General features: G+C 39.6%; 26 protein-coding genes. 18 read left to right on the top strand and 8 right to left on the bottom strand.

The window, feature by feature from the left end; genetic code table 11:
* Positions 1 to 48 precede the first annotated feature (48 nt).
* The 10 genes from V6W77_RS06235 (at position 49) to V6W77_RS06190 (ending at position 7,060) form a co-directional block, all read left to right on the top strand.
* Positions 49 to 1,269 (top strand): IscS subfamily cysteine desulfurase, encoded by a 1,221-nt coding sequence (locus V6W77_RS06235; protein WP_334238956.1) that lies wholly within the window; start codon positions 49 to 51, stop codon positions 1,267 to 1,269.
* A 30-nt stretch (positions 1,270 to 1,299) separates the two neighbouring features.
* Positions 1,300 to 1,683: a Fe-S cluster assembly scaffold IscU gene (iscU, locus tag V6W77_RS06230; protein WP_188156489.1), complete on the top strand. Its 384-nt coding sequence runs from the start codon at positions 1,300 to 1,302 to the stop codon at positions 1,681 to 1,683.
* 108 nt (positions 1,684 to 1,791) lie between these two features.
* Positions 1,792 to 2,115 (top strand): iron-sulfur cluster assembly protein IscA, encoded by a 324-nt coding sequence (iscA, locus tag V6W77_RS06225; RefSeq protein ID WP_025236218.1) that lies wholly within the window; start codon positions 1,792 to 1,794, stop codon positions 2,113 to 2,115.
* 9 nt (positions 2,116 to 2,124) lie between these two features.
* Positions 2,125 to 2,646, top strand: a complete 522-nt coding sequence (hscB, locus tag V6W77_RS06220) for a Fe-S protein assembly co-chaperone HscB (RefSeq protein WP_334229062.1) — start codon at positions 2,125 to 2,127, stop codon at positions 2,644 to 2,646.
* A 34-nt stretch (positions 2,647 to 2,680) separates the two neighbouring features.
* A complete protein-coding gene (locus tag V6W77_RS06215) occupies positions 2,681 to 3,313 on the top strand; it encodes a DUF2625 family protein (RefSeq protein WP_334233924.1) in 633 nt (210 codons plus the stop codon).
* A 57-nt stretch (positions 3,314 to 3,370) separates the two neighbouring features.
* The gene (gene hscA, locus V6W77_RS06210) at positions 3,371 to 5,224 is read left to right on the top strand and encodes a Fe-S protein assembly chaperone HscA (RefSeq protein WP_334254115.1); all 1,854 of its coding nucleotides are present in this window, start codon (positions 3,371 to 3,373) and stop codon (positions 5,222 to 5,224) included.
* Positions 5,225 to 5,233: 9 nt separating this feature from the next.
* Entirely contained in the window at positions 5,234 to 5,599 is a 366-nt protein-coding gene (locus V6W77_RS06205) for an Imm51 family immunity protein (RefSeq protein WP_025236214.1), read from the top strand.
* A 16-nt stretch (positions 5,600 to 5,615) separates the two neighbouring features.
* Entirely contained in the window at positions 5,616 to 5,957 is a 342-nt protein-coding gene (gene fdx, locus V6W77_RS06200) for an ISC system 2Fe-2S type ferredoxin (RefSeq protein WP_025217569.1), read from the top strand.
* Complete coding sequence (gene iscX, locus V6W77_RS06195) at positions 5,957 to 6,151, top strand: Fe-S cluster assembly protein IscX (protein WP_006248391.1); 195 nt, start codon at positions 5,957 to 5,959, stop codon at positions 6,149 to 6,151. Before fdx ends, iscX begins: the two co-directional genes overlap by 1 nt.
* Before the next feature lie 78 nt (positions 6,152 to 6,229).
* Positions 6,230 to 7,060 (top strand): glycosyltransferase family 2 protein, encoded by an 831-nt coding sequence (locus V6W77_RS06190; RefSeq protein ID WP_334254114.1) that lies wholly within the window; start codon positions 6,230 to 6,232, stop codon positions 7,058 to 7,060.
* 104 nt (positions 7,061 to 7,164) lie between these two features.
* Here V6W77_RS06190 and V6W77_RS06185 read toward each other — a convergent pair whose 3' ends face one another.
* Genes V6W77_RS06185 through proB form a run of 4 tightly spaced genes read right to left on the bottom strand, consistent with a single transcriptional unit; the run spans position 7,165 to position 10,922 of the window.
* Entirely contained in the window at positions 7,165 to 8,400 is a 1,236-nt protein-coding gene (locus tag V6W77_RS06185) for a multifunctional CCA addition/repair protein (protein WP_334254113.1), read from the bottom strand.
* A 28-nt stretch (positions 8,401 to 8,428) separates the two neighbouring features.
* A complete protein-coding gene (gene nth / locus V6W77_RS06180) occupies positions 8,429 to 9,064 on the bottom strand; it encodes an endonuclease III (protein WP_334254112.1) in 636 nt (211 codons plus the stop codon).
* A gap of 2 nt (positions 9,065 to 9,066) precedes the next feature.
* Positions 9,067 to 9,831 (bottom strand): TSUP family transporter, encoded by a 765-nt coding sequence (locus V6W77_RS06175; protein WP_334254111.1) that lies wholly within the window; start codon positions 9,829 to 9,831, stop codon positions 9,067 to 9,069.
* Complete coding sequence (proB, locus tag V6W77_RS06170; RefSeq protein WP_334254110.1) at positions 9,831 to 10,922, bottom strand: glutamate 5-kinase; 1,092 nt, start codon at positions 10,920 to 10,922, stop codon at positions 9,831 to 9,833. Before proB ends, V6W77_RS06175 begins: the two co-directional genes overlap by 1 nt.
* A 112-nt stretch (positions 10,923 to 11,034) precedes the next feature.
* Here proB and folA point away from each other — a divergent pair, with 112 nt between their 5' ends.
* Both folA and V6W77_RS06160 read left to right on the top strand, forming a co-directional pair.
* On the top strand, positions 11,035 to 11,523 hold the full coding sequence (gene folA, locus V6W77_RS06165) for a type 3 dihydrofolate reductase (RefSeq protein ID WP_334254109.1): 489 nt from the start codon (positions 11,035 to 11,037) through the stop codon (positions 11,521 to 11,523).
* A 125-nt stretch (positions 11,524 to 11,648) separates the two neighbouring features.
* Positions 11,649 to 11,879: a YgjV family protein gene (locus tag V6W77_RS06160; protein ID WP_025236204.1), complete on the top strand. Its 231-nt coding sequence runs from the start codon at positions 11,649 to 11,651 to the stop codon at positions 11,877 to 11,879.
* 53 nt (positions 11,880 to 11,932) lie between these two features.
* On the opposite strand, the gene radA is transcribed toward V6W77_RS06160, so the two are convergent.
* Entirely contained in the window at positions 11,933 to 13,312 is a 1,380-nt protein-coding gene (gene radA, locus V6W77_RS06155; protein WP_188156478.1) for a DNA repair protein RadA, read from the bottom strand.
* Between the two features lie 181 nt (positions 13,313 to 13,493).
* Between radA and ppdD the strand changes: the two genes are divergently transcribed.
* The 6 genes from ppdD to yacG are packed head-to-tail and all read left to right on the top strand — an operon-like array spanning position 13,494 to position 18,070.
* Positions 13,494 to 13,973, top strand: coding sequence for a prepilin peptidase-dependent pilin (gene ppdD / locus V6W77_RS06150; protein ID WP_334254108.1), 480 nt, complete (start codon positions 13,494 to 13,496; stop codon positions 13,971 to 13,973).
* Positions 13,974 to 13,995: 22 nt separating this feature from the next.
* A complete protein-coding gene (locus tag V6W77_RS06145) occupies positions 13,996 to 15,387 on the top strand; it encodes a GspE/PulE family protein (protein WP_334254107.1) in 1,392 nt (463 codons plus the stop codon).
* On the top strand, positions 15,380 to 16,576 hold the full coding sequence (locus V6W77_RS06140; protein ID WP_334254106.1) for a type II secretion system F family protein: 1,197 nt from the start codon (positions 15,380 to 15,382) through the stop codon (positions 16,574 to 16,576). The genes V6W77_RS06145 and V6W77_RS06140 overlap by 8 nt, the downstream gene beginning before the upstream one ends.
* A 3-nt stretch (positions 16,577 to 16,579) precedes the next feature.
* A complete protein-coding gene (locus V6W77_RS06135) occupies positions 16,580 to 17,236 on the top strand; it encodes a prepilin peptidase (protein ID WP_334254105.1) in 657 nt (218 codons plus the stop codon).
* Positions 17,237 to 17,267: 31 nt separating this feature from the next.
* Positions 17,268 to 17,903, top strand: coding sequence for a dephospho-CoA kinase (gene coaE, locus V6W77_RS06130; RefSeq protein WP_334254104.1), 636 nt, complete (start codon positions 17,268 to 17,270; stop codon positions 17,901 to 17,903).
* Complete coding sequence (gene yacG / locus V6W77_RS06125) at positions 17,885 to 18,070, top strand: DNA gyrase inhibitor YacG (RefSeq protein WP_334254103.1); 186 nt, start codon at positions 17,885 to 17,887, stop codon at positions 18,068 to 18,070. Before coaE ends, yacG begins: the two co-directional genes overlap by 19 nt.
* Here yacG and holA read toward each other — a convergent pair whose 3' ends face one another.
* The 3 genes from holA to leuS all read right to left on the bottom strand — a co-directional run bounded on the left by holA (position 18,071) and on the right by leuS (position 22,473).
* Entirely contained in the window at positions 18,071 to 19,093 is a 1,023-nt protein-coding gene (holA, locus tag V6W77_RS06120) for a DNA polymerase III subunit delta (protein ID WP_334254102.1), read from the bottom strand.
* Positions 19,094 to 19,135: 42 nt separating this feature from the next.
* Positions 19,136 to 19,624, bottom strand: a complete 489-nt coding sequence (locus tag V6W77_RS06115; protein ID WP_025236195.1) for an LPS-assembly lipoprotein LptE — start codon at positions 19,622 to 19,624, stop codon at positions 19,136 to 19,138.
* A 263-nt stretch (positions 19,625 to 19,887) separates the two neighbouring features.
* Positions 19,888 to 22,473, bottom strand: coding sequence for a leucine--tRNA ligase (gene leuS, locus V6W77_RS06110; RefSeq protein ID WP_334254101.1), 2,586 nt, complete (start codon positions 22,471 to 22,473; stop codon positions 19,888 to 19,890).
* Between the last annotated feature and the right edge of the window lie 118 nt (positions 22,474 to 22,591).

Genomic DNA, 22,591 nt, shown 5'->3' with positions numbered 1-22,591 from the left:
TTTTTAATAAAAACAACCGCTTGTGAGTTGTTTTAACTAGGAGTAACAATGAAATTACCAATTTATTTGGACTATGCAGCAACCACGCCAATGGACGAACGTGTTGCGAAAAAAATGATGGAATATATGACCAAAGACGGTATCTTTGGTAACCCGGCTTCTCGCTCTCACAAATTCGGTTGGGAAGCGGAAGAAGCGGTTGATGTAGCTCGTAACCAAATTGCTGATTTAATCGGTGCAGACAGCCGTGAAATCGTTTTCACGTCTGGTGCAACTGAGTCCGACAACCTTGCAATTAAAGGTGCTGCACACTTCTATCAAACAAAAGGTAAACACATCATCACAGTTAAAACTGAACACAAAGCGGTATTAGATACTTGCCGTCAGTTAGAGCGTGAAGGTTTTGAAGTAACTTACTTAGATCCTGAAGAAGACGGTTTATTAGATTTAGCAAAATTTGAAGCTGCAATTCGTCCAGATACCATTTTAGTGTCAGTAATGCACGTAAATAACGAAATGGGCGTAATCCAACCAATTAAAGAGATCGGTGCAATCTGCCGTGCGAAAAAAATCATTTTCCACGTAGATGCAACACAGTCTGTTGGTAAAATTGAAGTGAATGTACAAGACTTAAATGTTGATTTAATGTCTTTCTCAAGCCACAAATTATACGGACCAAAAGGTATCGGCGGTTTATATGTTTGCCGTAAACCACGTGTTCGCTTAGAAGCGATCATTCACGGTGGTGGGCACGAGCGTGGTATGCGTTCAGGCACATTACCTGTTCACCAAATCGTAGGTATGGGCGAAGCATACCGTATTGCGAAAGAGGAAATGGCAAGCGAAATGGCTCGTTTAACCGTATTGCGTGATCGCTTATACAACGGCTTCAAAGATATCGAAGAAGTGTATGTAAACGGCTCAATGGAAGAAGGTAAACGCGTAGGTTCAAACTTAAACATCAGCTTTAACTTTGTTGAAGGTGAGTCATTAATGATGTCATTACGTGATATCGCAGTATCATCAGGTTCAGCTTGTACTTCTGCAAGTTTAGAGCCTTCTTATGTGTTGCGTGCCATCGGTCGTGATGATGAGTTAGCTCACAGCTCAATTCGTTTCACATTAGGTCGTTGGACAACGGAAGAAGAGATCGATCACACTATCGAAATCGTGAAAAAAGCGATTGTGAAATTACGTGAACTTTCTCCACTTTGGGAAATGTTTAAAGACGGTGTGGATCTAAGCAAAATCGAATGGAACCATCATTAATTAATAAATTAAATTGGAAGGAATACAAAAATGGCATATAGCGAGAAAGTAATCGATCATTACGAAAATCCACGTAACGTGGGTACATTTGATAAAGAAGCATCAGATGTAGGTACAGGTATGGTAGGTGCACCTGCGTGTGGTGATATTTTACGTTTACAAATTAAAGTAAACGAGCAAGGTATCATTGAAGATGCACGTTTTAAAGCGTACGGTTGCGGTTCTGCAATCGCATCAAGTTCGTTAATTACCGAGTGGGTAAAAGGTAAATCTTTAGATGAAGCAGGTGCAATTAAAAACAGCGACATCGCAGAAGAGCTGGAATTACCACCGGTAAAAGTTCACTGCTCAATTCTTGCAGAAGATGCGATTAAAGCAGCGATCGCAGACTATAAAGAAAAACAAGCGAAGTAATATGATACAATAAATGCAAGTGGTCGATTTTTGCAAAAAATTTGCAAAATTTTACCGCTTGCATTTGCTATTTCTATCTTGATTTAATCCATTCACATAAGGACACCTATGAGTATTACCTTAACAGAAGCCGCCGCAAACCGAGTTCGTACATTCTTAGAAAACAGAGGCAAAGGTATAGGCTTAAGGCTTGGCGTAAAAACGTCGGGTTGTTCGGGCTTAGCCTATGTACTGGAATTTGTTGATGTATTAAATGAAGACGATAACGTATTTGAGCAACACGGGGTAAAAGTGATTGTGGACGAAAAAAGCCTCACTTACCTTAACGGCACGCAATTAGACTTTGTAAAAGAAGGCTTAAATGAAGGCTTTAAATATACCAACCCAAATGTAAAAAATGAATGTGGTTGTGGCGAAAGCTTTAGTGTGTAAGGAGAACAAATGAGTAACCCATTTACACTTTTTGATCTGCCTGTTCAATTCCAACTTGATAACGCCCAGCTTTCGGAGCGTTATCTTGCTTTACAAAAACAGCTTCATCCGGATAATTTTGCCAGCCGTTCTAGTGCAGAACAACTTGAAGCAGTACAAAAATCGGCAGATGTGAATGATGCACTAAATGTTCTTAAAGATCCGATTTTACGAGCAGAATCTATTATTGAAATCCATACAGGTGAAGCTAAAAATCTCGAAGAAAAAAGTATGCGAGATGTGGATTTCTTAATGCAACAGCTTGAATGGCACGAAAAACTCGAAACCATTGAACATCGTAAAGATGAAACTGAACTAACCGCTTTTTTAAAACAGATTAAAATAGAACAAAAAACAGTACTTCAACAGCTTGAAACGGCATTAAATGCAGAACAATGGCAAAAAGCCAATGCCCTAACCGATAAATTACGCTATTTCAAAAAATTAATTATTCAAATTGAGAAAGTAGAAGAAAAGTTGTTTGAAATGTAAATATAAGCGGTCTAATTTTATTAGGATTTTGCAAATGAAAAGTTTAGAAGAATTATTAGATAAACAATCCGCTTGGCTAATTTTAAGAGACTGGTTTGCCCAAGCTAAAAACCATTACCAGATTTTGGTCAGTTATCCTGAAGATGCCGGCTCAGCACTAGTCGGAATGCAGCTTTCCACTCGTTCCCCACTTGGAGCAATGCTTTATGAAACAGGTGGTGTTTTAATTGATCACGGTTGGTTACGCATTTTAGGCTCGGGCAATGAAAAATTACCGCGAGGTTTATTTGATTGGAACTTCGGTAAAACTTTTAAACAATCTGGCGAGCAACCAAGCCATTTGCTGATTGCGGATGATGCGATTGGTGGTTATTTTGCCATTAATGCAGGTGGAATTGGGGATGATATCGGCAAAGTGTATTACCATCACCCGAAAACGCATAAATGGGAAAATTTAAATTTCGGCTATTCTGAATTTTTAGGCTGGGCGTTAGCGGGCGATTTAAATGCTTTTTACAAGGCATTTCGCTGGGAAAATTGGCAAGCCGATGTGGAAAAATTGCAAGGTCATCAAATTTTAGATTTAAACAGCAAAATTGCGGTGCCGATTGAACGCCACTACCAAAGCATCTTTGCCCCTGAAAATATGGGTTATTCGGTGGCTTAGTTTTAACTCTCTCCCACAAGGGGAAAGAGTAATAGAATTTAGAGAGATAAAAATATAATGGCATTATTACAAATTTCTGAACCGGGTCAAACCGCTGCACCACATCAACATAGATTAGCAGTAGGAATTGATTTAGGCACAACAAATTCATTAGTTGCGACAGTTCGTAGTGGACAAGTGCAAGTGCTGTTAGATGAACAAGAAAGAGCATTAGTGCCATCGGTCGTGCATTACAGCGAAACTGAAAAAACAGTCGGTGTTGAGGCTTTTGCAAAAGCAGCACTTGATCCACAAAATACGGTTATTTCCGCTAAGCGTTTAATTGGGCGTTCGCTTGCTGATGTTGAGCAACGTTATACTAATTTACCTTATCAATTTAATGCGAGCGAAAATGGCTTGCCGCTCATTCAAACTGCACAAGGGAATAAAAGCCCGATTGAAGTTTCAGCAGATATTTTAAGCCACTTAGCACAATTCGCAGAAAAACGTTTAGGCGGAGAATTATCGGGCGTAGTCATTACTGTTCCTGCTTATTTTGATGATGCTCAACGCCAAAGCACTAAAGATGCGGCTCGCCTTGCAGGTTTGAATGTATTACGTTTATTAAATGAACCAACGGCGGCGGCAATTGCTTATGGATTAGATAGCGGGCAAGAAGGCGTGATTGCCGTTTATGATTTAGGTGGCGGTACTTTCGATTTATCTATTTTACGTTTACGCAAAGGCGTATTTGAAGTACTGGCAACTGCAGGTGATACCGCACTCGGTGGTGATGATTTCGACCATTTATTAGCTGATTGGATTTCCGAACAAGCTAATTATAAACCCCAAACTGCAAGCGAACAGCGTGAATTATTAACCTTAGCGACTCAAGCAAAAGTTGCTCTTTCACAAGCGGTCGAATTTGAGGTGAAATTTGCAAATTGGACAGGCACAGTCAGCCGTTTGCAATTTAATGAGCTAATTCAACCGCTTGTAAAACGCTCATTAATGACTTGTCGCCGAGCATTGAAAGATGCTGGTGTAGAAGCTGATGAAGTATTGCAAGTAGTGATGGTTGGCGGTTCAACCCGAGTGCCTTTTGTGCGTGAAAGCGTGGGCGAATTTTTTGGTAAACCACCTTTAACTTCTATCGACCCGGACAAAGTAGTGGCAATCGGTGCAGCAGTGCAAGCGGATATTTTAGTTGGCAATAAACCAGATGCTGATATGCTATTGCTAGATGTTGTACCGTTATCGCTTGGCATTGAAACAATGGGCGGCTTGGTGGAGAAAATTATTCCACGCAACACCACTATTCCTGTCGCAAGAGCCCAAGAGTTTACTACAGCGAAAGATGGTCAAACTGCAATGACTATCCACGTGCTACAAGGGGAGCGTGAGTTGGTAGAAGATTGCCGTTCATTAGGTAAGATTTCATTACGTGGAATTCCGCCAATGGCAGCCGGTGTGGCACAAGTTCGCGTAACTTATCAAGTGGATGCAGACGGTTTATTGAATGTAACGGCAATGGAAAAATCGACGAAGGTTCAAGCATCTATTCAAATTAAACCATCTTACGGCTTAACTGATGAAGAAGTTACTCAGATGATTAAATCTTCTATGACAAATGCGAAAGAAGATATGGAAGCCCGTCAGCTTGTTGAACAAAGGGTAGAAGCAGCCCGTGTGATTGATAGTGTCGTAGTGGCATTGAAAGAAGACGGTTCAGAAGTATTAAGCATCGAAGAATTTAAAGCGATTGAAGCAGAATTAGCTCGTTTAATTGAGTTAAAATCAGGTACAGATCGCCTAGCAATTCAACAAGGAATTAAAGATTTAGATTTAGCCACGCAAGAATTTGCTGCACGTCGTATGAATCTATCTATTCAAAAAGCGTTGGCAGGGAAAAAAATGGACGATCTTGCATAAGGAGCTTTTATGTCTAATTATGTAAAAACCGAACTCTCAGAGCAGTTTAGAATCGTTGCGGTGGAATTTGATTTAGAAGATAACCGTATTTTTGAATTGGGCGAGCGGATTAATGCTGAATATGAAGTCGCTTATATGAACGGCTATAATTGGGCGGCATTTTTAAGAGCTTATCTTAGTATTTATCGACCAAGCCTATTAGAGTTATTAGAGGAAGATCCGGAAGCCGAATGTTATTATGTAACTTATCCGCTTTCGGAGAAAAGCAAAGAAAAAGCGAGAGAATTGAAAAATATTATCGTCTATTTGGTTGAAAATGAAGACGAAATTTTAAACTTCATTGGTGAGCATATAGATAATATTGAATGGGATTAATTAAAGGAAAATTAAGATGCCAAAAATTGTATTTCTTCCACACGAAGAGTTCTGCCCAGAAGGTATGGTTGTTGAAGCTAAAGCTGGGGATAATTTATTAGAAGTTGCACACGATGCCGGTGTTGAAATTCATCACGCTTGCGACTGTTCTTGTGCTTGTACCACTTGCCACGTTGTGATTCGTGAGGGTTTTGACTCGTTAAACGACACGACAGACCAAGAAGAAGATATGTTAGACAAAGCTTGGGGATTGGAAATGGATAGCCGCTTAAGTTGTCAATGCATTGTGGGCGAAGAAGACTTAGTTGTTGAAATTCCAAAATATAACTTAAATCACGCAAATGAGGCAGCACACTAATGAAATGGACAGATACCCGAATGATCGCAGAAAATCTGTATGATATGAATCCGGATTTAGATCCAACTACGGTACGTTTTACCGATATGCACAAATGGATCTGCGAAATGGAAGATTTTGATGATGATCCGGAAGCATCAAACGAACATATTCTTGAAGCAATTTTAACGATTTGGTTAGAAGAGTACGAGTAAATAATTCATTCCCTCTTTATATTTTAAAGAGGGATTTTATTTTTAAATTGTCTTTGACGATAAATAGAAGGTTAAATAATGAATACATCACAGCACAGCACACAGCATTTAACTTTTGCTGTGATTACTAGCACAATTGGACGTTCTGAATTAGAAGAAGCTATAGTAAGTGTGAGAAATCAAACTTATCCTGTAAAACATTATATATTTATTGATGGCAAAGATTATTGGCAAGCATCTGAAAAAATTATCGCAAAATATCCTGATGTAATCCCGATCTATTTACCTATTAATACGGGTAAAGGTGGTTGGTATAATAGCCGAATAAATGCTATTGCTCCTTTTATTGTTGAAGAAGATATAATCTGTTTTCTTGATGATGATAATTTTTATGAATCTAATCATATTGAAACTTTAGCAGATGCTTTTCAAAGCTCTTCATCAGACTGGGTTTATAGCTTCAGAAATATGGTAAGAATGGATGGTTCTTTTCTCTGTAAAGATACTGTAGATAGCATCGGTTTTTATGGATGTGAACATCCTGAGTTTGCTCATTTTGAATTTGAAGAATTAAGTTTTCCGATTAAATTAGCATTTGAGCCTTTTGTCGATATCAATTGTTATGCTTTTCGCCGTAAAGTAGCTCAAAACTTAGCTACGACTTGGAATATTCAAGGATTTGGTAATGATAGAGTGGTATTTAATACTTTAAAAAAAGAACTAAATTTGAAATCAGTTGGTACCGAGAATTTTACAGTGAATTATAGAATGAATCCTAAAACATTCGGTCTTGGGAAAATTTGGGAAGTCTTTTCTAGTGTCTATTTTACAGAAGATAAGATAGAAGAAGCCTTTTATATTGCACTAAAATCAATAATAGGAAGTGGGGATAAATTAATTCGCCCCTAACTCTGGAAAGAAGCAGCAATATTGATGCCTAAAAAGAATCAAAGTTTTCCTATGCAATGTAAATCATATCTGGCTAATATCTATTAGGACCTAAGAAAATAAGATCATTTTTTATATTTTACTTTTTTCACAGCATAAATCCTACGCTTATTTAACTCTTCTCGAATAGCTTGTTTTTCAAAGCCCTCTTGAATAACTTGTTGAACATCTACTTCCATTGCCGCGTGATAATAACTTTTTGCCAGTTCGGCTTGGGGATAATCTCGGTTTTCAAAGCCTAATCGCCCTTTTGCGTCAGCCTCACAAGCGAGCAGAAAATCAAAAAATCGTTTTGGTTTTCGCCAAACATCTAAAGCATTAAAGAGTTTAATAACGGTTTCAGGGCGGAGTTCTGCCATTTTGTGGCAATGGGTATGGTATTCGGTTACTAAAAGAGCAAAATCTTTAACCTCTGTTGGAATTTTGAGTCGATTGGCTAAATTTCGAGTGGGTTGAATGCCTTTTACCTCGTGTCCGTAATGATGCGGGAGAATATCGGAAGAGGTTAGCCCTTTTCCTAAGTCGTGGCATAGGGCAGAGAAGAGTAAAGCGGTCGGATTTTCCGCATTTTTTGCAAGTTGCTTAGCCTGTTCTAATGCCATTAACGTATGTATGCCAGAATCGATTTCTGGATGATGTTGAGGAGGTTGCGATACGCCAAAAAGTTTATCGACTTCTGGGAAAAGCACTTTTAACGCCCCAACTTGGCGTAGAACGTTGAAATAAACTTGGGGACTTGCTTCTGTAAAGGCTTTCTCTGTCTCAAGCCATATCCGCTCAGCGGTAAGATTTTCTAGCTCACCGCTACTGGAGAGTTCTCTCATTAGAGCTAAGGTTTCATCAGCGATGGTAAAGCCAAAAGTGTGAAAACGAGCAGCAAAGCGGGCAACACGTAATACACGCAGAGGATCTTCACTAAAAGCAGGGGAGATATGGCGTAAAATTCTGTTCTTTAAGTCTTGAACGCCACAATAAGGGTCGAATATATTGCCTGTTTCATCTTGTGCAATGGCATTAATGGTTAAATCTCGGCGGATTAAGTCTTGTTCAAGAGTTACAGTGGGTGAGAAATCACAGATGAAACCACTGTAGCCTTTGCCTTGCTTGCGTTCTTGGCGGGCTAAAGCATACTCTTCTTTAGTTTCAGGGTGGAGGAAAACAGGAAAATCAGCGCCCACTTGTTGAAAGCCTTGTGCTAATAATTGCTCTGAAGTTGCTCCCACCACTAAAAAATCTCGGTCTTTCACAGGTAAGCCGAGAAGCTGATCTCGCACCGCACCGCCAACTAAATAGATATCCATTTGCAAAATTCTCTTAAAATATGACCGCTTACATATCGGTTTTTTCTTTAAATTCGCATAAATCTTCAATAATACAGGAACCGCAGCGAGGTTTACGGGCAATGCAGGTGTAGCGACCGTGCAGAATCAGCCAGTGATGCACATCCACCTTAAATTCATCCGGCACGACTTTCAGCAATTTTTCTTCCACCTGCACCACATTTTTGCCGGGGGCGAAGTTAGTGCGGTTAGACACACGGAAAATATGGGTGTCCACCGCAATAGTCGGATGCCCGAATGCCGTGTTCATTACCACATTGGCGGTTTTTCTGCCCACACCGGCAAGAGCCTCTAACGCTTTTTGATCTTCGGGGACTTCTCCGTTGTGTTTTTCAATGAGATCTCGACAGGTTTTGATGATATTTTCCGCTTTGCTGTTAAATAATCCGATCGTTTTAATATACTCTTTTAAACCATCTACACCTAAATCTAAAATTGCTTGTGGCGTATTGGCAACAGGAAATAATTTATCGGTTGCTTTGTTTACTCCTTTATCCGTTGCTTGTGCAGAAAGGATAACCGCAATCAATAATTCAAATGGATTGCTGTAGTTCAGCTCCGTTGTCGGGTGCGGATTTTCGTTTCGTAAGCGAGTTAAAATTTCAACACGTTTTGCTTTATTCATTGTTAATTAAAAATTCCTTGTTCATAGAGCATTTTGGCAACCATAATAAATGACATTGTTACCAACATTGGGCGAATTAATTTTTTGCCTTTTGTCATTACCATTTTAGCACCGAGTGTACCGCCAATAAATTGCCCGACCATCATTATTAAACCGACTTTCCAGATAACAGCACCACCAATTGTAAAGAAAATAAGTGAAGCAAAATTAGAAGTAAAGTTAATCACTTTTGCGTGAGCAACTGCTTTAGGAAGATTAAAGCCTAGCAACAAAATAAAAGCCAATGTAATAAAAGATCCTGTTGCAGGACCAAACATACCATCATAGAAACCAAGTGCAACGGAAGCAGTAAACGCAAATGTAGTAAAGCTAATTCGTTGTTTGCGATCTTCATCGCCTACACTTGGGCTGACTAAAAAATAGATGCCAATAATCAAAATTAAAAATGGGAGTAACGTTTTCAGAAATTCGACATCAATACTTTGAACAAAAATAGTACCCGCTGCCGAGCCAATAAATGTACATAAAATCAGTAGCCAAATTTGCTTTAAATTAACGGCTTTTTTGCGGATAAAATAAAATGAGGCAGAAAATGATCCTCCACAGGCTTGTAATTTATTTGTACCTAAAGCCATTGCCGGCGGTAGCCCTGCAGCCATCAATGTCGGAATAGTGAGTAAACCACCGCCGCCGGCAATTGCATCAATAAAGCCGGCAAGTATAGCAACACCAAATAAAATAGCTAAAATATCAATTCCAAGTTCCATTAATACACCACCATTTCATCACTGTGGACGGCAACCGAGCCAAATTCATAGCCCAGTAGCGATTCGATCTCTTTCGATTTTTTGCCTTTAATGCGGAGTAGTGCCTCACTGCTATAGCGAGCGATGCCGAGAGCAATTGCTTTCCCGTCTTGGTTGAAGATTTTGATCACCTCACCTCGAGTAAATTCGCCTTTGATTTCAGAAACGCCCACAGGCAGCAGTGATTTATGTGCGAGCAATGCTTGTTCTGCTCCCAGATCCACCACAATTTCCCCTACTTGTGGGGCGGCAAATAGCCAACGTTTTCTGCCTTCCAAGCGGTCAGATTGTACTAAAAATTTGCTACCGATGTTTTCACCATTGGCTAAATCCACCAATACATTTGGGCGAGAGCCGGAGGCGATAATGGTTTCCACCCCCGAACGAGTGGCAATATCGGCTGCGGTAATCTTGGTACTCATTCCACCCGTGCCTAAGCCGGTTGAACTGCCGCCTGCAATTTGGCGGATTTCAGGCGTGATTTTTTCAACTACCGAGAGCAATTTTGCATCAGGGTTTGAACGAGGATCGGCACTGAATAAACCTTCTTGGTCGGTTAATAAATAGAGCTGATCCGCTTGTGCTAGAATCGCAACAAGGGCAGAAAGGTTGTCGTTGTCGCCCACTTTAAATTCTTCGGTAGCGACCGCATCGTTTTCATTGATGACAGGGATAATTTTTTGAGCGAGTAGAGCATCAAGTGTATCACGAGCATTTAAAAAACGCTCACGATCGTCTAAATCTGCTCGAGTCAGTAGCATTTGCCCGATGTGAATATTATAAATATCAAATAAATTTTCCCACACACGAATAAGCTGGCTTTGCCCAACAGCGGCTAACATTTGCTTTGAGGCTAAGGTTTTCGGTAATTCAGGGTGGCCCAAATAATCACGACCGGCAGCCGCAGCCCCTGAGGTTACAACAATCACACGGTGATGTTTGTGTAATTCGGCAATCTGTTTGACCAATTCCAACATATAAGGTCGGCTTAAACTTTTGGTGCCGTGGGTGAGGGTGCTGGTTCCAAATTTAATTACAATGGTTTTTGACATAATGCTTTCACTTTATTAAAAAATAATGCTGTCAAAATTATCATTTTTAGGGTGTAAAATCACGTTTAATTTGATATAAAATCAAACCAAAATGCATAAAAAGGAACAGAAAATGAAAATTAGCGTTATAGTCGCTCGAACTCAGAATAAAGTGATTGGCAAAGATAACCAAATGCCGTGGCATTTACCTGTAGATTTGGCGTGGTTTCGTCAAAATACAGTAGGAAAACCAGTGATTATGGGGCGAAAAACCTATGAATCCATCGGCAGACTACTACCAAAACGCCCGAACATTATTCTTTCTCGTTCAGGTTTCACTGTGGAGGGAGCTTATTCCGCCGAATCGCTAGAACAAGCGGTCGAATTAGCCAAAAGTTTTGCAAATAGCGATGAAATTATGATTATCGGTGGCGGAGAGTTATTTAAACAAGCCTTACCAACGGCAGATACGCTTTATTTAACCGAAATTCAGGCAGAAATTGAGGGCGATACCTTCTTCGAATTTGATGAAGAAAATTGGCAATTTGTGGAAGAAAAATGGTCAGAAATTGATGAAAATAACCCTTATCGTTGTCGTTTTATGCTGCTTAAACGTCGTTAATGGTGAATAAATAAGCAATCAAAAAGAAAAATATGAACGCAAACCTTTGCTATTTTTAGCCTTAGATACAAATAATCGCAGACATTTTAGAATATAGGTGTTTATTTTAATTTTAGGAGACTTCAATGAACTATGTTGAAATTTTAGGCTATGTCGCAATGGTATTAGTTGCTAGTTCGTTTTTATTAAAAGATGTAATTAAACTTCGTTTAGTCAATTCATTAGGTTGTGCCTGTTTTGTGGTTTATGGTTTGCTGATTGGCTCAATTCCGGTAACAGGTTTGAATGCTTTGGTGGTTTGCATTAATTTGTATTATATTTTTAAAGGTAATAAATCCGAAGTCGCACAGGCGTAAAATTTTAGTGAAAAAAGACCGCTTATAGCTCAGCTTTAAGCGGTATTGTTATTTTATAGATTGCCAAGAATATCTAACGCATCGCTGAGTTTTTTCACGGTAAATACCTCCATATCTTTAATCGCTTTTTTGGGAGCGTTTCCGTGTGGAATAATCGCTCGCCTAAAGCCGTGTTTAGCGGCTTCGCTGATACGTTCTTGTCCGCTGGTAACAGGGCGGATTTCACCAGCTAATCCTACTTCACCAAACACCACTAAATCTTGCGGCAAAGGGCGATTTCGGAAACTTGAAATTAACGCTAAGATCAAGGCGAGATCGGCACTAGTTTCTGTTACTTTCACGCCACCAACCACGTTCACAAAAACATCTTGATCCGACATTTGTAATCCGCCGTGTCGATGTAAAACGGCAAGTAATAGCGATAAACGGTTATGATCTAAACCAACTGCTACACGGCGAGGGTTAGCCAGCATCGAGTGATCCACCAACGCTTGAATTTCCACCAGCAATGGACGTGTCCCTTCCCAAAGCACCATTACCGAGCTACCCGGTGTTTGCTCTTCGCTACGGCTCAAGAAAATGGCAGAAGGGTTTTTAACTTCTTTCAAGCCCAGCTCTGTCATTGCAAATACGCCTAATTCATTGACCGCACCAAAGCGGTTTTTTTGGCTACGTAAGGTTCTAAAACGAGAGTCAGATTCACCTTCCAGTAATAATGAGGCATCAATCGCGTGTTCTAATACTTTTGGACCGGCAAGAGTACCATCTTTGGTAACGTGTCCAACCATAATAATTGCCACTTGGCGGGTTTTGGCATAACGAGTTAAAAACGAGGCACATTCTCGAACCTGTGAAACACTGCCGGGAGAAGATTGAATATCTGACAAGTGCATTACTTGTATAGAGTCGATCACCATAATTTTCGGCTTTTCTTGGTCGGCAATATTGCAAATATGCTCTACAGAAGTTTCAGAGAGCATTTTTAGATTTTGCGTAGGTAAACCCAAACGATTAGCACGCATTGCAACTTGTTGTAATGATTCTTCCCCTGTTACATAGAGAGTTGGGATATGTTGAGCCAATCCGCACATTACTTGTAACAATAATGTACTTTTCCCAGCACCGGGGTGTCCGCCAATCAGAATAGCTGAACCCGGCACAACACCACCACCTAGCACTCGATCCAGCTCATTAAAGCCACTACTAAAACGAGGTACTTCTTGTAGGCTAATATCGGAAAGTGCCTGTACTTTGCCTGAGGTTTCGCCTGCATAGCCACTGAAGCGGTCAGATTTTGCAGCTTCTTTGCTCGAAATTAATCGTACTTCGCTAATCGTATTCCAAGCCTTACATTCTTTGCATTGCCCCATCCAACGGGAATATTCTGCACCGCAATCATTACAAACATAGGCGGTTTTTGGTGCTTTTGCCATTTTTTATCCTCAATCCTCAAATTTATGGAATTCTAGCAAAAAACTGTATAGATAAACAGATGGAAATTTTATTTTTTCGATCTGCATCGAAAAATTGAAATTTGTTTATCGCAAAAATGGTAAAAAATTTGCACACTTTCATCGCCAAGCTATTTTGGCGTTTTATTCATAAGGAATTTATATGCAAAAAATTGTACATTTTAGACCGCTTTACACTCGTCAATTACACAAGGCGTTTACCTTAATTGAGTTGATGATCGTGATTGCGATCATTGCCATTCTTGCAACTATTGCCATTCCGTCCTACAACTCTTATACGCAAAAAGCAGCGTTATCGGAGCTGTTGCGGGCTTCGGCTTCCTATAAATCAGATGTTGAGCTGTGTATTTATAACAGTAATGGGCTGGATAATTGCTCCGGTGGTACAAATGGTATTCAAGCCAATAAAACGAGTGGTAATGAAACCAAATATCTTAATTCGATTACCGTAACTAAAGGCATCATTACCGTAACAGGCAAAGGCTCGCTTGAAGGTTATAGTTATACGTTAACACCAAAATTTGCAAACAATACGATTAGTTGGTCATCGAGTTGTAGCGGTAAAGATACCAGCCTTTTCCCAGCTGGTTTCTGTAATGCTACGGCTACACCAAATGGTTAGTTAAGAAATTGAGGAAATCAAAATGGAGTATACTGTTACCGATTTAGCCAACCAAGAAATGATTGAAATTTCGAGCGAGCAGTGGCAGAAAAATTGCAATGAAAAACAGATTTTATTGCGATATTTGGCTGTGCCACTGCAAGAAACACAATCTCAATTATGGTTGGCAGTAGACGATATGCAAAATATCAGTGCCTGTGAAATTTTTGCATTTATCTACCATAAACAGATTGAGCCTGTTTTGATTTCCTCCGATGAATTGAAGTTTCTGCTCAATGCCCTTTCACCTGAACAGAGTAGCTTTCAGAGTGAAATTTATGAGGATAATGTAGCGTATTCATTAGCACATTCGGAGCAAATAGACAGAAATGATCCGATTATCCAAATTTTAGATAATCTGTTTAAATTCTGTTTAAAAAATAATGCTTCAGATATTCATCTTGAACCACAAAAAGATAAGTTACTCATTAGACTAAGAATTGATGGCGTGCTACATATTTATAAAACACTCCCACAAAGTTTATCGAGTAGACTGATTTCTCGCATTAAATTATTGGCTAAATTAGATATTAGTGAAACCCGTTTACCACAAGATGGGCAATTTCACTTCAAAACAATTTTAGCGGAAACCTTAGATTTCCGAGTTTCAACTCTACCTACCCATTTGGGTGAAAAAGTCGTCCTTCGGCTTCAAAAGAATAAACCGACTAATTTGGATTTTCTGGAGTTAGGTTTTAACCAACACCAAAAAGAAAAATTACTCAATGCACTCAACCAACCTCAAGGATTAATTTTAGTAACAGGTCCAACAGGTAGCGGAAAAAGTATCACTTTATATAGTGCATTAAGCCATCTTAATACTAGCGAAAAGCATATATTAACGGCAGAAGATCCGATTGAAATTGAGATAGAAGGTATTATTCAAACCCAAGTAAACAGGGGCATTAATCTTGATTTCAGCCAACTCTTGAGAACCTTTCTCCGTCAAGACCCCGACATCATTATGCTTGGGGAAATTCGTGATGAAGAGAGTGCGGAAATTGCCCTAAGAGCAGCTCAAACAGGGCATTTAGTGCTTTCAACATTACATACCAATGATGCTCCTTCTGCAATTGAGCGATTGTTGCAACTCGGGATAAAAGAATTCGAGCTGAAAAATGCGTTGTTGCTCGTGGTGGCTCAACGTTTATTAAGACGAACTTGCACAAAATGTGGCGGCATCGGTTGCGAAAATTGCTATCAAGGCTACAAAGGAAGAATTGGGGTATATCAACTATTCAGCCGATCTGCAAAAAATTTTGAAAAAACGACCGCTTGTTTGGATTTTGAAACCTTAGCTGAAAGTGCGAAAGAAAAATTAGCGGAAGGAAAAACCAATCAGGCAGAAATTTTGAGGGTGTTAGGAAATGGCTAAAATTTATGAATTTCATTGGAAAGCGGTGGATCGTTTCCAACAAAAGCGTAAAGGCAGGCTATTATCTTCAAGCCGAGAAGAGCTTGAAAGCACATTACTTGCAAAAGGTTATGAGCAAATTCGAGTTAGCCGAAACTTTGTTTTTTCGCAAAACCCGAAAAAAGAGGAAATCAGCCAATTTTTATCCCAACTGGCATTGTTAGTGAATTCTGCCGTACCGTTAAAGCAAGCTCTCTTTTTGATTTCACAAAATTGCCGAAATATTAGGTTATATCAATGGCTAAGTGAACTAATTCAGTTAATTGAAAGCGGCTATTCTTTTTCTCAATCACTGGAAAAACTAGGGAAATTTATCGCTAACCAAGAAATTCAACTGATTAAAATGGGCGAGCAGAGCGGAAAACTCGGTTTGATTTTAACTAACTTAGCACAGAGCAGAGTTAAATCAGATAAACTGGCTAAAAAAGTCAAGAAAATCCTGTTTTACCCTGCAATTGTACTGTTTATCTCGCTATCTCTTTCTATCGGGCTTTTAGTATTTATCGTGCCACAATTTGCCGAGCTTTATGGTACGAAAGCACAAGCTTTACCACTGATTACCGACATTTTATTTTCTCTTTCTCGATGTTTGATTGAGCAGAAAAACCTTTTATTCACTTTGTTATTACTAGCGGTCATTTTTTTCTTATTTTTTGCAAAAAGAGGGAATTGGGGGACAAAATTGAAACTTAGGTTATTGTCTAAACTCCCTATTTTTAGGCAAATTATAGAACAAGCACGAATAGTCTTTTTTAGCCAAAATATTGCATTAATGTTGAATGCTCATATTCCGTTAGATGTCGCATTAAAATCATTTTTATCCGAAAAAAGCGATGACCCTATATTACAAAAAGAGGTTGAGTTTATGCTTAATCTTTTGCAGCAGGGCTATAAATTTTCGCAAGGCATTAACCCAAATGTATTTGGCTTAGATATGCCACAAATGATCGAAATAGGCGAGCGGAGCGGCAATGTTGCTAAAATGTGTGAGCATATTAGCGAGATATACCAACAAAAACTGGATTATCAAATTGATATTCTCTCCCAGCTATTAGAACCAATGCTGATGTTACTAATGGGCGTGATTGTCGGTACGATTATTATAGGGCTATACTTACCGATTTTTGATATGGGAAGTTTAGTGGAGTAATTTATGTGGCTTTTACTTTCCATTTTATCCGCATTTTGGTTTAAAGCAGAAATCCCAAGATTTGCGACACGAATAAACCAGCAAATTTATCAAGAAATGATTTCAATCAATCAGCTTAAGTTAAGCGAGCAGGAATTTATTGCACAATCTGCGTTAAAACCTCAACAAACAAGATGGACAAACCTCTTTTTTCTGCTTTTTCCACTTATTATGTATTGTTCGGAAAATCCGACTATTGGCGTAATTTTTATTCTACTTTGTTTTCTCTCCCTTTTAGATATTTGCTATTACCTGACAGATACTCGCTATATCGGGCTTATTTTTCTACTTGTTTTATGGGAAGGATTAAATAATTTCCATAATGAGACTTTACTATTTACCTTTTTACTTTGCCTATTCATAGCTCTTTTCTCCTCTCTTATTTTTAAAAAAGAAACATTTGGCTCTGGTGATATGTTGTTATTGCTAGCTTTATCTCCCTTATTTGATGTAGAAAAAATGTTATTGCTGATATTAATTGCCTGTTTGCTAGGTATTTTTTACTATTTTGCTTATTGGTGGATAAAAAAGCAAAACTTAGAAAAGTTGGCATTTATTCCGTTTATGAGTTTGGCGATGAGCATTGTTGTAACGCTTGAAAGCAGGGGGATTAATTACTAGAATTGAGAAACTTTAATTTTGAGGAATTTTTATGACTTACGTTGTCGGCTTAACAGGCGGAATCGGTAGTGGGAAAACAACAGTTTCGGATTTATTTGCCGAGCTTGGTGTAGAAATTATTGATGCAGATATTGTTGCTCGCCAAGTGGTAGAAAAAGGAACGCCTCTGTTGGCTCAAATAGTAGAGCATTTCGGGGAAGATATTCTTAACGCTGAAAAAGAGCTGGATCGAGCTAAGCTACGTCAAATTGTATTTAACAATGAAACCGAAAAAAACTGGCTGAATAATTTACTTCACCCAGCTATTCGGGCAGAAATGGTAAAAAAATTGCAAGAATCGACCGCTTGTTATGTGATTTGGGTTGTTCCTCTGTTAATTGAAAATAAATTAACCGAGTTTTGCGATAGGGTATTAGTGATTGATGTTAGCCCGGAAATTCAGTTAGAACGAGCCACAAGGCGAGATAAAAGCAAAACTGAAACCATTAAAAATATAATGGAGGCTCAAGTAAGCCGTGAGGAAAGATTAAGTTACGCTGATGATGTGATTGAAAATAACCTCCCGCTTGAGCTAGGATTACCTTTAATTAAAGAACAGGTTCAAGCGTTATATCATAAATACTTGGTATTAGCAAAAAAGGAGAAAGAATGCCAGAAACTATCGTAAATTGTCCAACTTGTGAAAAAGAAGTGGTTTGGAATAAGGAAAATAAATACCGCCCGTTTTGTAGTGAGCGTTGTCAGATCATTGATTTAGGCGATTGGGCGGCGGAAAAGCACGCCATAGCGAGTGAAGAGGCGGAGCTTTTCAGTGAAGATTTGGAGAAATATTAGTTATGCAAATTGAGCAGAGAAACGCTCTAGCTCTAGCCAAATATCATCGCTAAATTCTTGTTTGACTTTACGCTCTAATTCAGCAAGTTGTTGGATTAAGGCGTAAAGTTTTTTATAGGTTAAACGTTGTACCACTTGGCTGTAGAATGGTCTGCGATTTTGCCAGATCTTCAAGCGGTCAAATTCTAGTCGTAAATTACCATTAAAGAGAGCTTGCTCACTTAATACTGGTGTTGGAGAGCGTGTAATTTCAAGCAAAATCAGTAGCTCTTTTTGCACAATGCGTAATAAAACAACCGCTTGTACTTCTTCATTTTGCAGGTGATGTAAAATGCGTTGAGCTCTTCCGATTTTCCCTTCAAAAAGGGCATCAATCCATTGGAATGGAGTAAATTGAGCGGAATGTTCCACTACTTCTTTGACTTTATTAAGGGTAATTTTGCCATCATTGCATTGAAGCTGTAGTAGTTGTAATGCTTGTTTTAATGCAAGTAAGTTGCCCTCGTAGCTATAGCAGAGTAGCTGATTTGCTTCAGCTTCAATCTGTAAATTCATCTCTTTGGCTCGATTACTTAACCATTGTGGTAGCTTGCTGATTTCTGGCGTTTGGCAATTAATTTGCATTAATTGAGCTTCAATTTGACTAAACCAAGCCTGCTTTTCCATCGTTTTGGAAAATTTTGGCAAATGTAAAATAAAGAGTAGATCAGAATGAACTAAGGCACAAAGCTCAGCAAGTTTTTTTAATTGTGTAGCCGTTGGCGATTCAGGAAAATTGAGAATAAGAATTTGGCGTGTAAAAAATAGCCCCATCTCTTGAGTTGCTTCAAAAAGAGTTTCCCAGTTTGTGTCATTCTTAATTTCAATCTCTTTCTTTTCATCAAAGCCGTTTGAACGAGCAAATTGAATAATCAAATCTTTGGATTCATTAACTAACAGTAAATCGTTCCCTGTTAATAAATAAAAGGGCTGTAATCCTTTGTTTAAAGAGAGTTGGAGTGTTTCCGGGAAAATTTTTTGCATACAGATAAACAATGGGCGAAGAAAATTTCGCCCCTATAATGATTATTTTGAAAGTTCTTTTTTCAATGTTGCCATTTTAATAATAAGCTGACGAGAAGCCTGCTCATACATATCTTTCATAATCATCTCTTGTTCCGCAGATTTAGCAAGGGCTGCACGAGAGTCATCAAAGAAAGTGCGGTGAACAGATACTTCTAACGGATATTGCCCTTTATTTGGAATGTCGGCAATAGCATCTACGTTTAGTGTTAAGATTTTTTCTGCTTCACGAGCTTGTTTGAATACAGAAACCACTTTGCTATCTGTTGAGGTAGAGACTAAACGAAGTTTTGATACATTTGCCGAGCTTGGTACTAATTTTACATCACTTAATTGTAGCTCATTACGCAAAATGCGAGACATATCACTATGTTGGTCTGCACTTTCAAAAGTGAGTGTTCTGAGTGATTCAGGCAATACTTCATTGTTTTTGAAATGCCAACCGCAGGCTGTCAGAGCAAAAACAGCAACGAGAGAGAGTTTTTTAATCATAACTAGATTTCCTTGTTTGTTTCCCTCTCCCTTTGTGGGAGAGGGATAGATTTTTCTTCGTTCAGAAGAAAAAGTAGGGAGAGGGGATATTTGGCAGAAATGTCAGTAAAAATGACCGCTTGTGATTTGCCCCTCTCTCTGAAAAATACACCTAAACGGTGCATTTTTCGGTCTCAATATTCGCTACGTTCACTCCTTTGGAGCCGTTAGCAAAGCCAACGTTCAAACGCAAGCGTTTGTCCCACAAGGGGAAAGAGAATGGTTTAGCCTTTCACCACAAAACTCAACATTTTAAATGGAATGTAGATTTCTTTGATGATTTCCTGACCATCCAAGAATTTAGCAACGTTCGGATCAGCTTTTGCGATTGCTTTGACTTCATCTTCGGTTGCTGTCGCAGAAACGGTGATCTTGCCACGCACTTTACCGTTTACTTGCACCACAACGAGTTTTTCATCTTCTACCATCGCAGATTCATCTGCTTGTACCCAAGGGGCGAAGTCGATAGTTTGCTCGTTGCCGAGAGCTTGCCATAATTCAAAACAAATATGTGGCGTGATTGGGTAGAGCATACGCACAACTGCACTTAAGGCTTCAGCCATTACCGCTTTGTCTTGTTCAGACTCAAGAGGTGCTTTGGTGAGTTTGTTCATTAATTCCATCACAGCCGCAATTGCCGTGTTGAACGTTTGGCGGCGACCGATATCATCGCTCACTTTTGCAATCGTTTTGTGTACATCACGGCGGAGCTCTTTTTGAGCTTTGTCGAGAGCTTTAACATCTAACGCCGCTGTTGCCGGATTTTGAGCGTAAGCGTACACCAAATTCCACACACGACCTAAGAAACGCTTAGCCCCTTCCACGCCGGATTCTTGCCATTCAAGGGTCATTTCCGCAGGGGAGGCGAACATCATAAATAAGCGAACCGTATCCGCACCGTATTTTTCCACCATTTCTTGTGGGTCGATACCGTTATTTTTCGATTTCGACATTTTGGTCATACCGCTGTGAACCAGTTCACGACCTTCAGGATCGGTTGCTTTAATAATGCGACCTTTTTCATCACGCTCAAGCGTTACTTGCGTTGGGCTAACCCAAATACGCTCGTTAGTTGGGCTGGTGTAGTAGAAGGCATCGGCAAGCACCATACCTTGACATAAAAGTTTCGTTGCCGGTTCGTCTGAATTTAAAATACCCGCATCACGCAACAATTTATGGAAGAAACGGAAGTAGAGCAAGTGCATTGTAGCGTGCTCGATACCGCCGATATATTGATCTACAGGCAACCAGTAGTTTGCCTCGTCAGAATCTAACATCCCCTCAGAATATTGTGGGCAAGTGTAGCGAGCGTAGTACCAGGAGGATTCCATAAAGGTGTCGAAGGTATCGGTTTCACGCAAGGCAGGCTTGCCGTTGTAAGTGGTTTTTGCCCACTCTGGGTCAGCTTTGATTGGGCTTTTTACACCGTCCATCACCACATCTTCAGGCAGAATAACCGGTAAATCTTGTAGTGGAACAGTTACTACTTCACCCTCTTCGGTTGTCATCATCGGAATTGGAGCACCCCAATAACGTTGGCGAGAAACGCCCCAGTCTCGCAGACGGAAATTCACTTGGCGTTTGCCTACGCCCATAGATTCTAATTTATCCGCAATTGCATTAAACGCAGCATCAAACTCTAAACCGTCAAATTCTGCAGAATTTACGAGTTTACCGTGTTCGGTATAAGCGGCTTTGCTGAAATCCCATTCTGAGTCGTCAATCGGTTGAATTACTTGATTAATTTGCAAATCGTATTTTTGAGCAAATTCAAAATCACGCTCATCGTGAGCCGGCACAGCCATTACCGCACCTGTTCCGTAGTGCATTAACACAAAGTTAGCGACCCAAACCGGCACTTCTTTGCCTGTTAATGGGTGAATAGCGAACAAGCCTGTCGCCATTCCTTTTTTCTCCATTGTGGCAAGTTCAGCTTCTGCGACTTTGGTGTTTTTTGCCTCACGGATAAATTCGGCTAATTCAGGGTTATTCTCCGCTGCCAGTTCTGCTAATGGGTGAGCCGCTGCTACTGCCACATAGCTCACGCCAAAGAAAGTATCCGGGCGAGTGGTGTAAACAGGCAATGTCGCATTTGAACCAGCGATTTTGAAGGTGATTTCCACCCCTTCAGAGCGACCAATCCAGTTACGTTGCATTGTTTTTACTTGGTCTGGCCATTGCGGAAGATTGTCTAACTGGGTTAATAACTCTTCAGCATAATCGGTAATTTTGATAAACCATTGTGGGATTTCACGCTGTTCAACAGGGGTATCGCAACGCCAGCAGCAGCCTTCGTGAACCTGCTCGTTAGCAAGCACGGTCTCATCGTTCGGACACCAGTTCACGGTTGAGGTTTTTTTATAGACTAAACCTTTTTTATACAACTCAGTAAAGAACCATTGCTCCCATTTATAATATTCAGGGCGACAGGTGGTTACTTCACGATCCCAATCGTAAGAGAATCCCAGCATTTTAAGCTGACCTTTCATATATTCGATATTTTCGTACGTCCATTTTGCCGGAGCGGTGTTGTTTTTCACCGCAGCCCCTTCCGCTGGTAAGCCGAATGCGTCCCAACCCATTGGTTGTAATACGTTTTTACCGATCATACGTTGATAGCGAGAAACCACATCGCCAATAGTGTAGTTACGCACGTGTCCCATATGCAATTTACCTGATGGATAAGGCAACATTGAAAGGCAATAATATTTCTCTTTGGTAACGTCTTTGACTGCTTTAAAAACTTTATTTTCTGCCCAATAGCTTTGAACTTTTGGTTCAATCTCACTTGGATTGTACTGCTGTTGCATAAAATTTAACCTTAAAATTTAAACGAAAAAATTGGTGAAATCATACCGCAAAAACGCCTTTTTTTGAATGGCAAGCGGTGGGATTTAGTGAAAAATTTGCAAGTATGTTGTGGAATAA

Origin of the sequence: Mannheimia indoligenes, assembly GCF_036880405.1 — a bacterium.
GTDB lineage: Bacteria > Pseudomonadota > Gammaproteobacteria > Enterobacterales > Pasteurellaceae > Mannheimia > Mannheimia indoligenes.
This window is presented reverse-complemented; position numbering and strand designations above follow the sequence as displayed.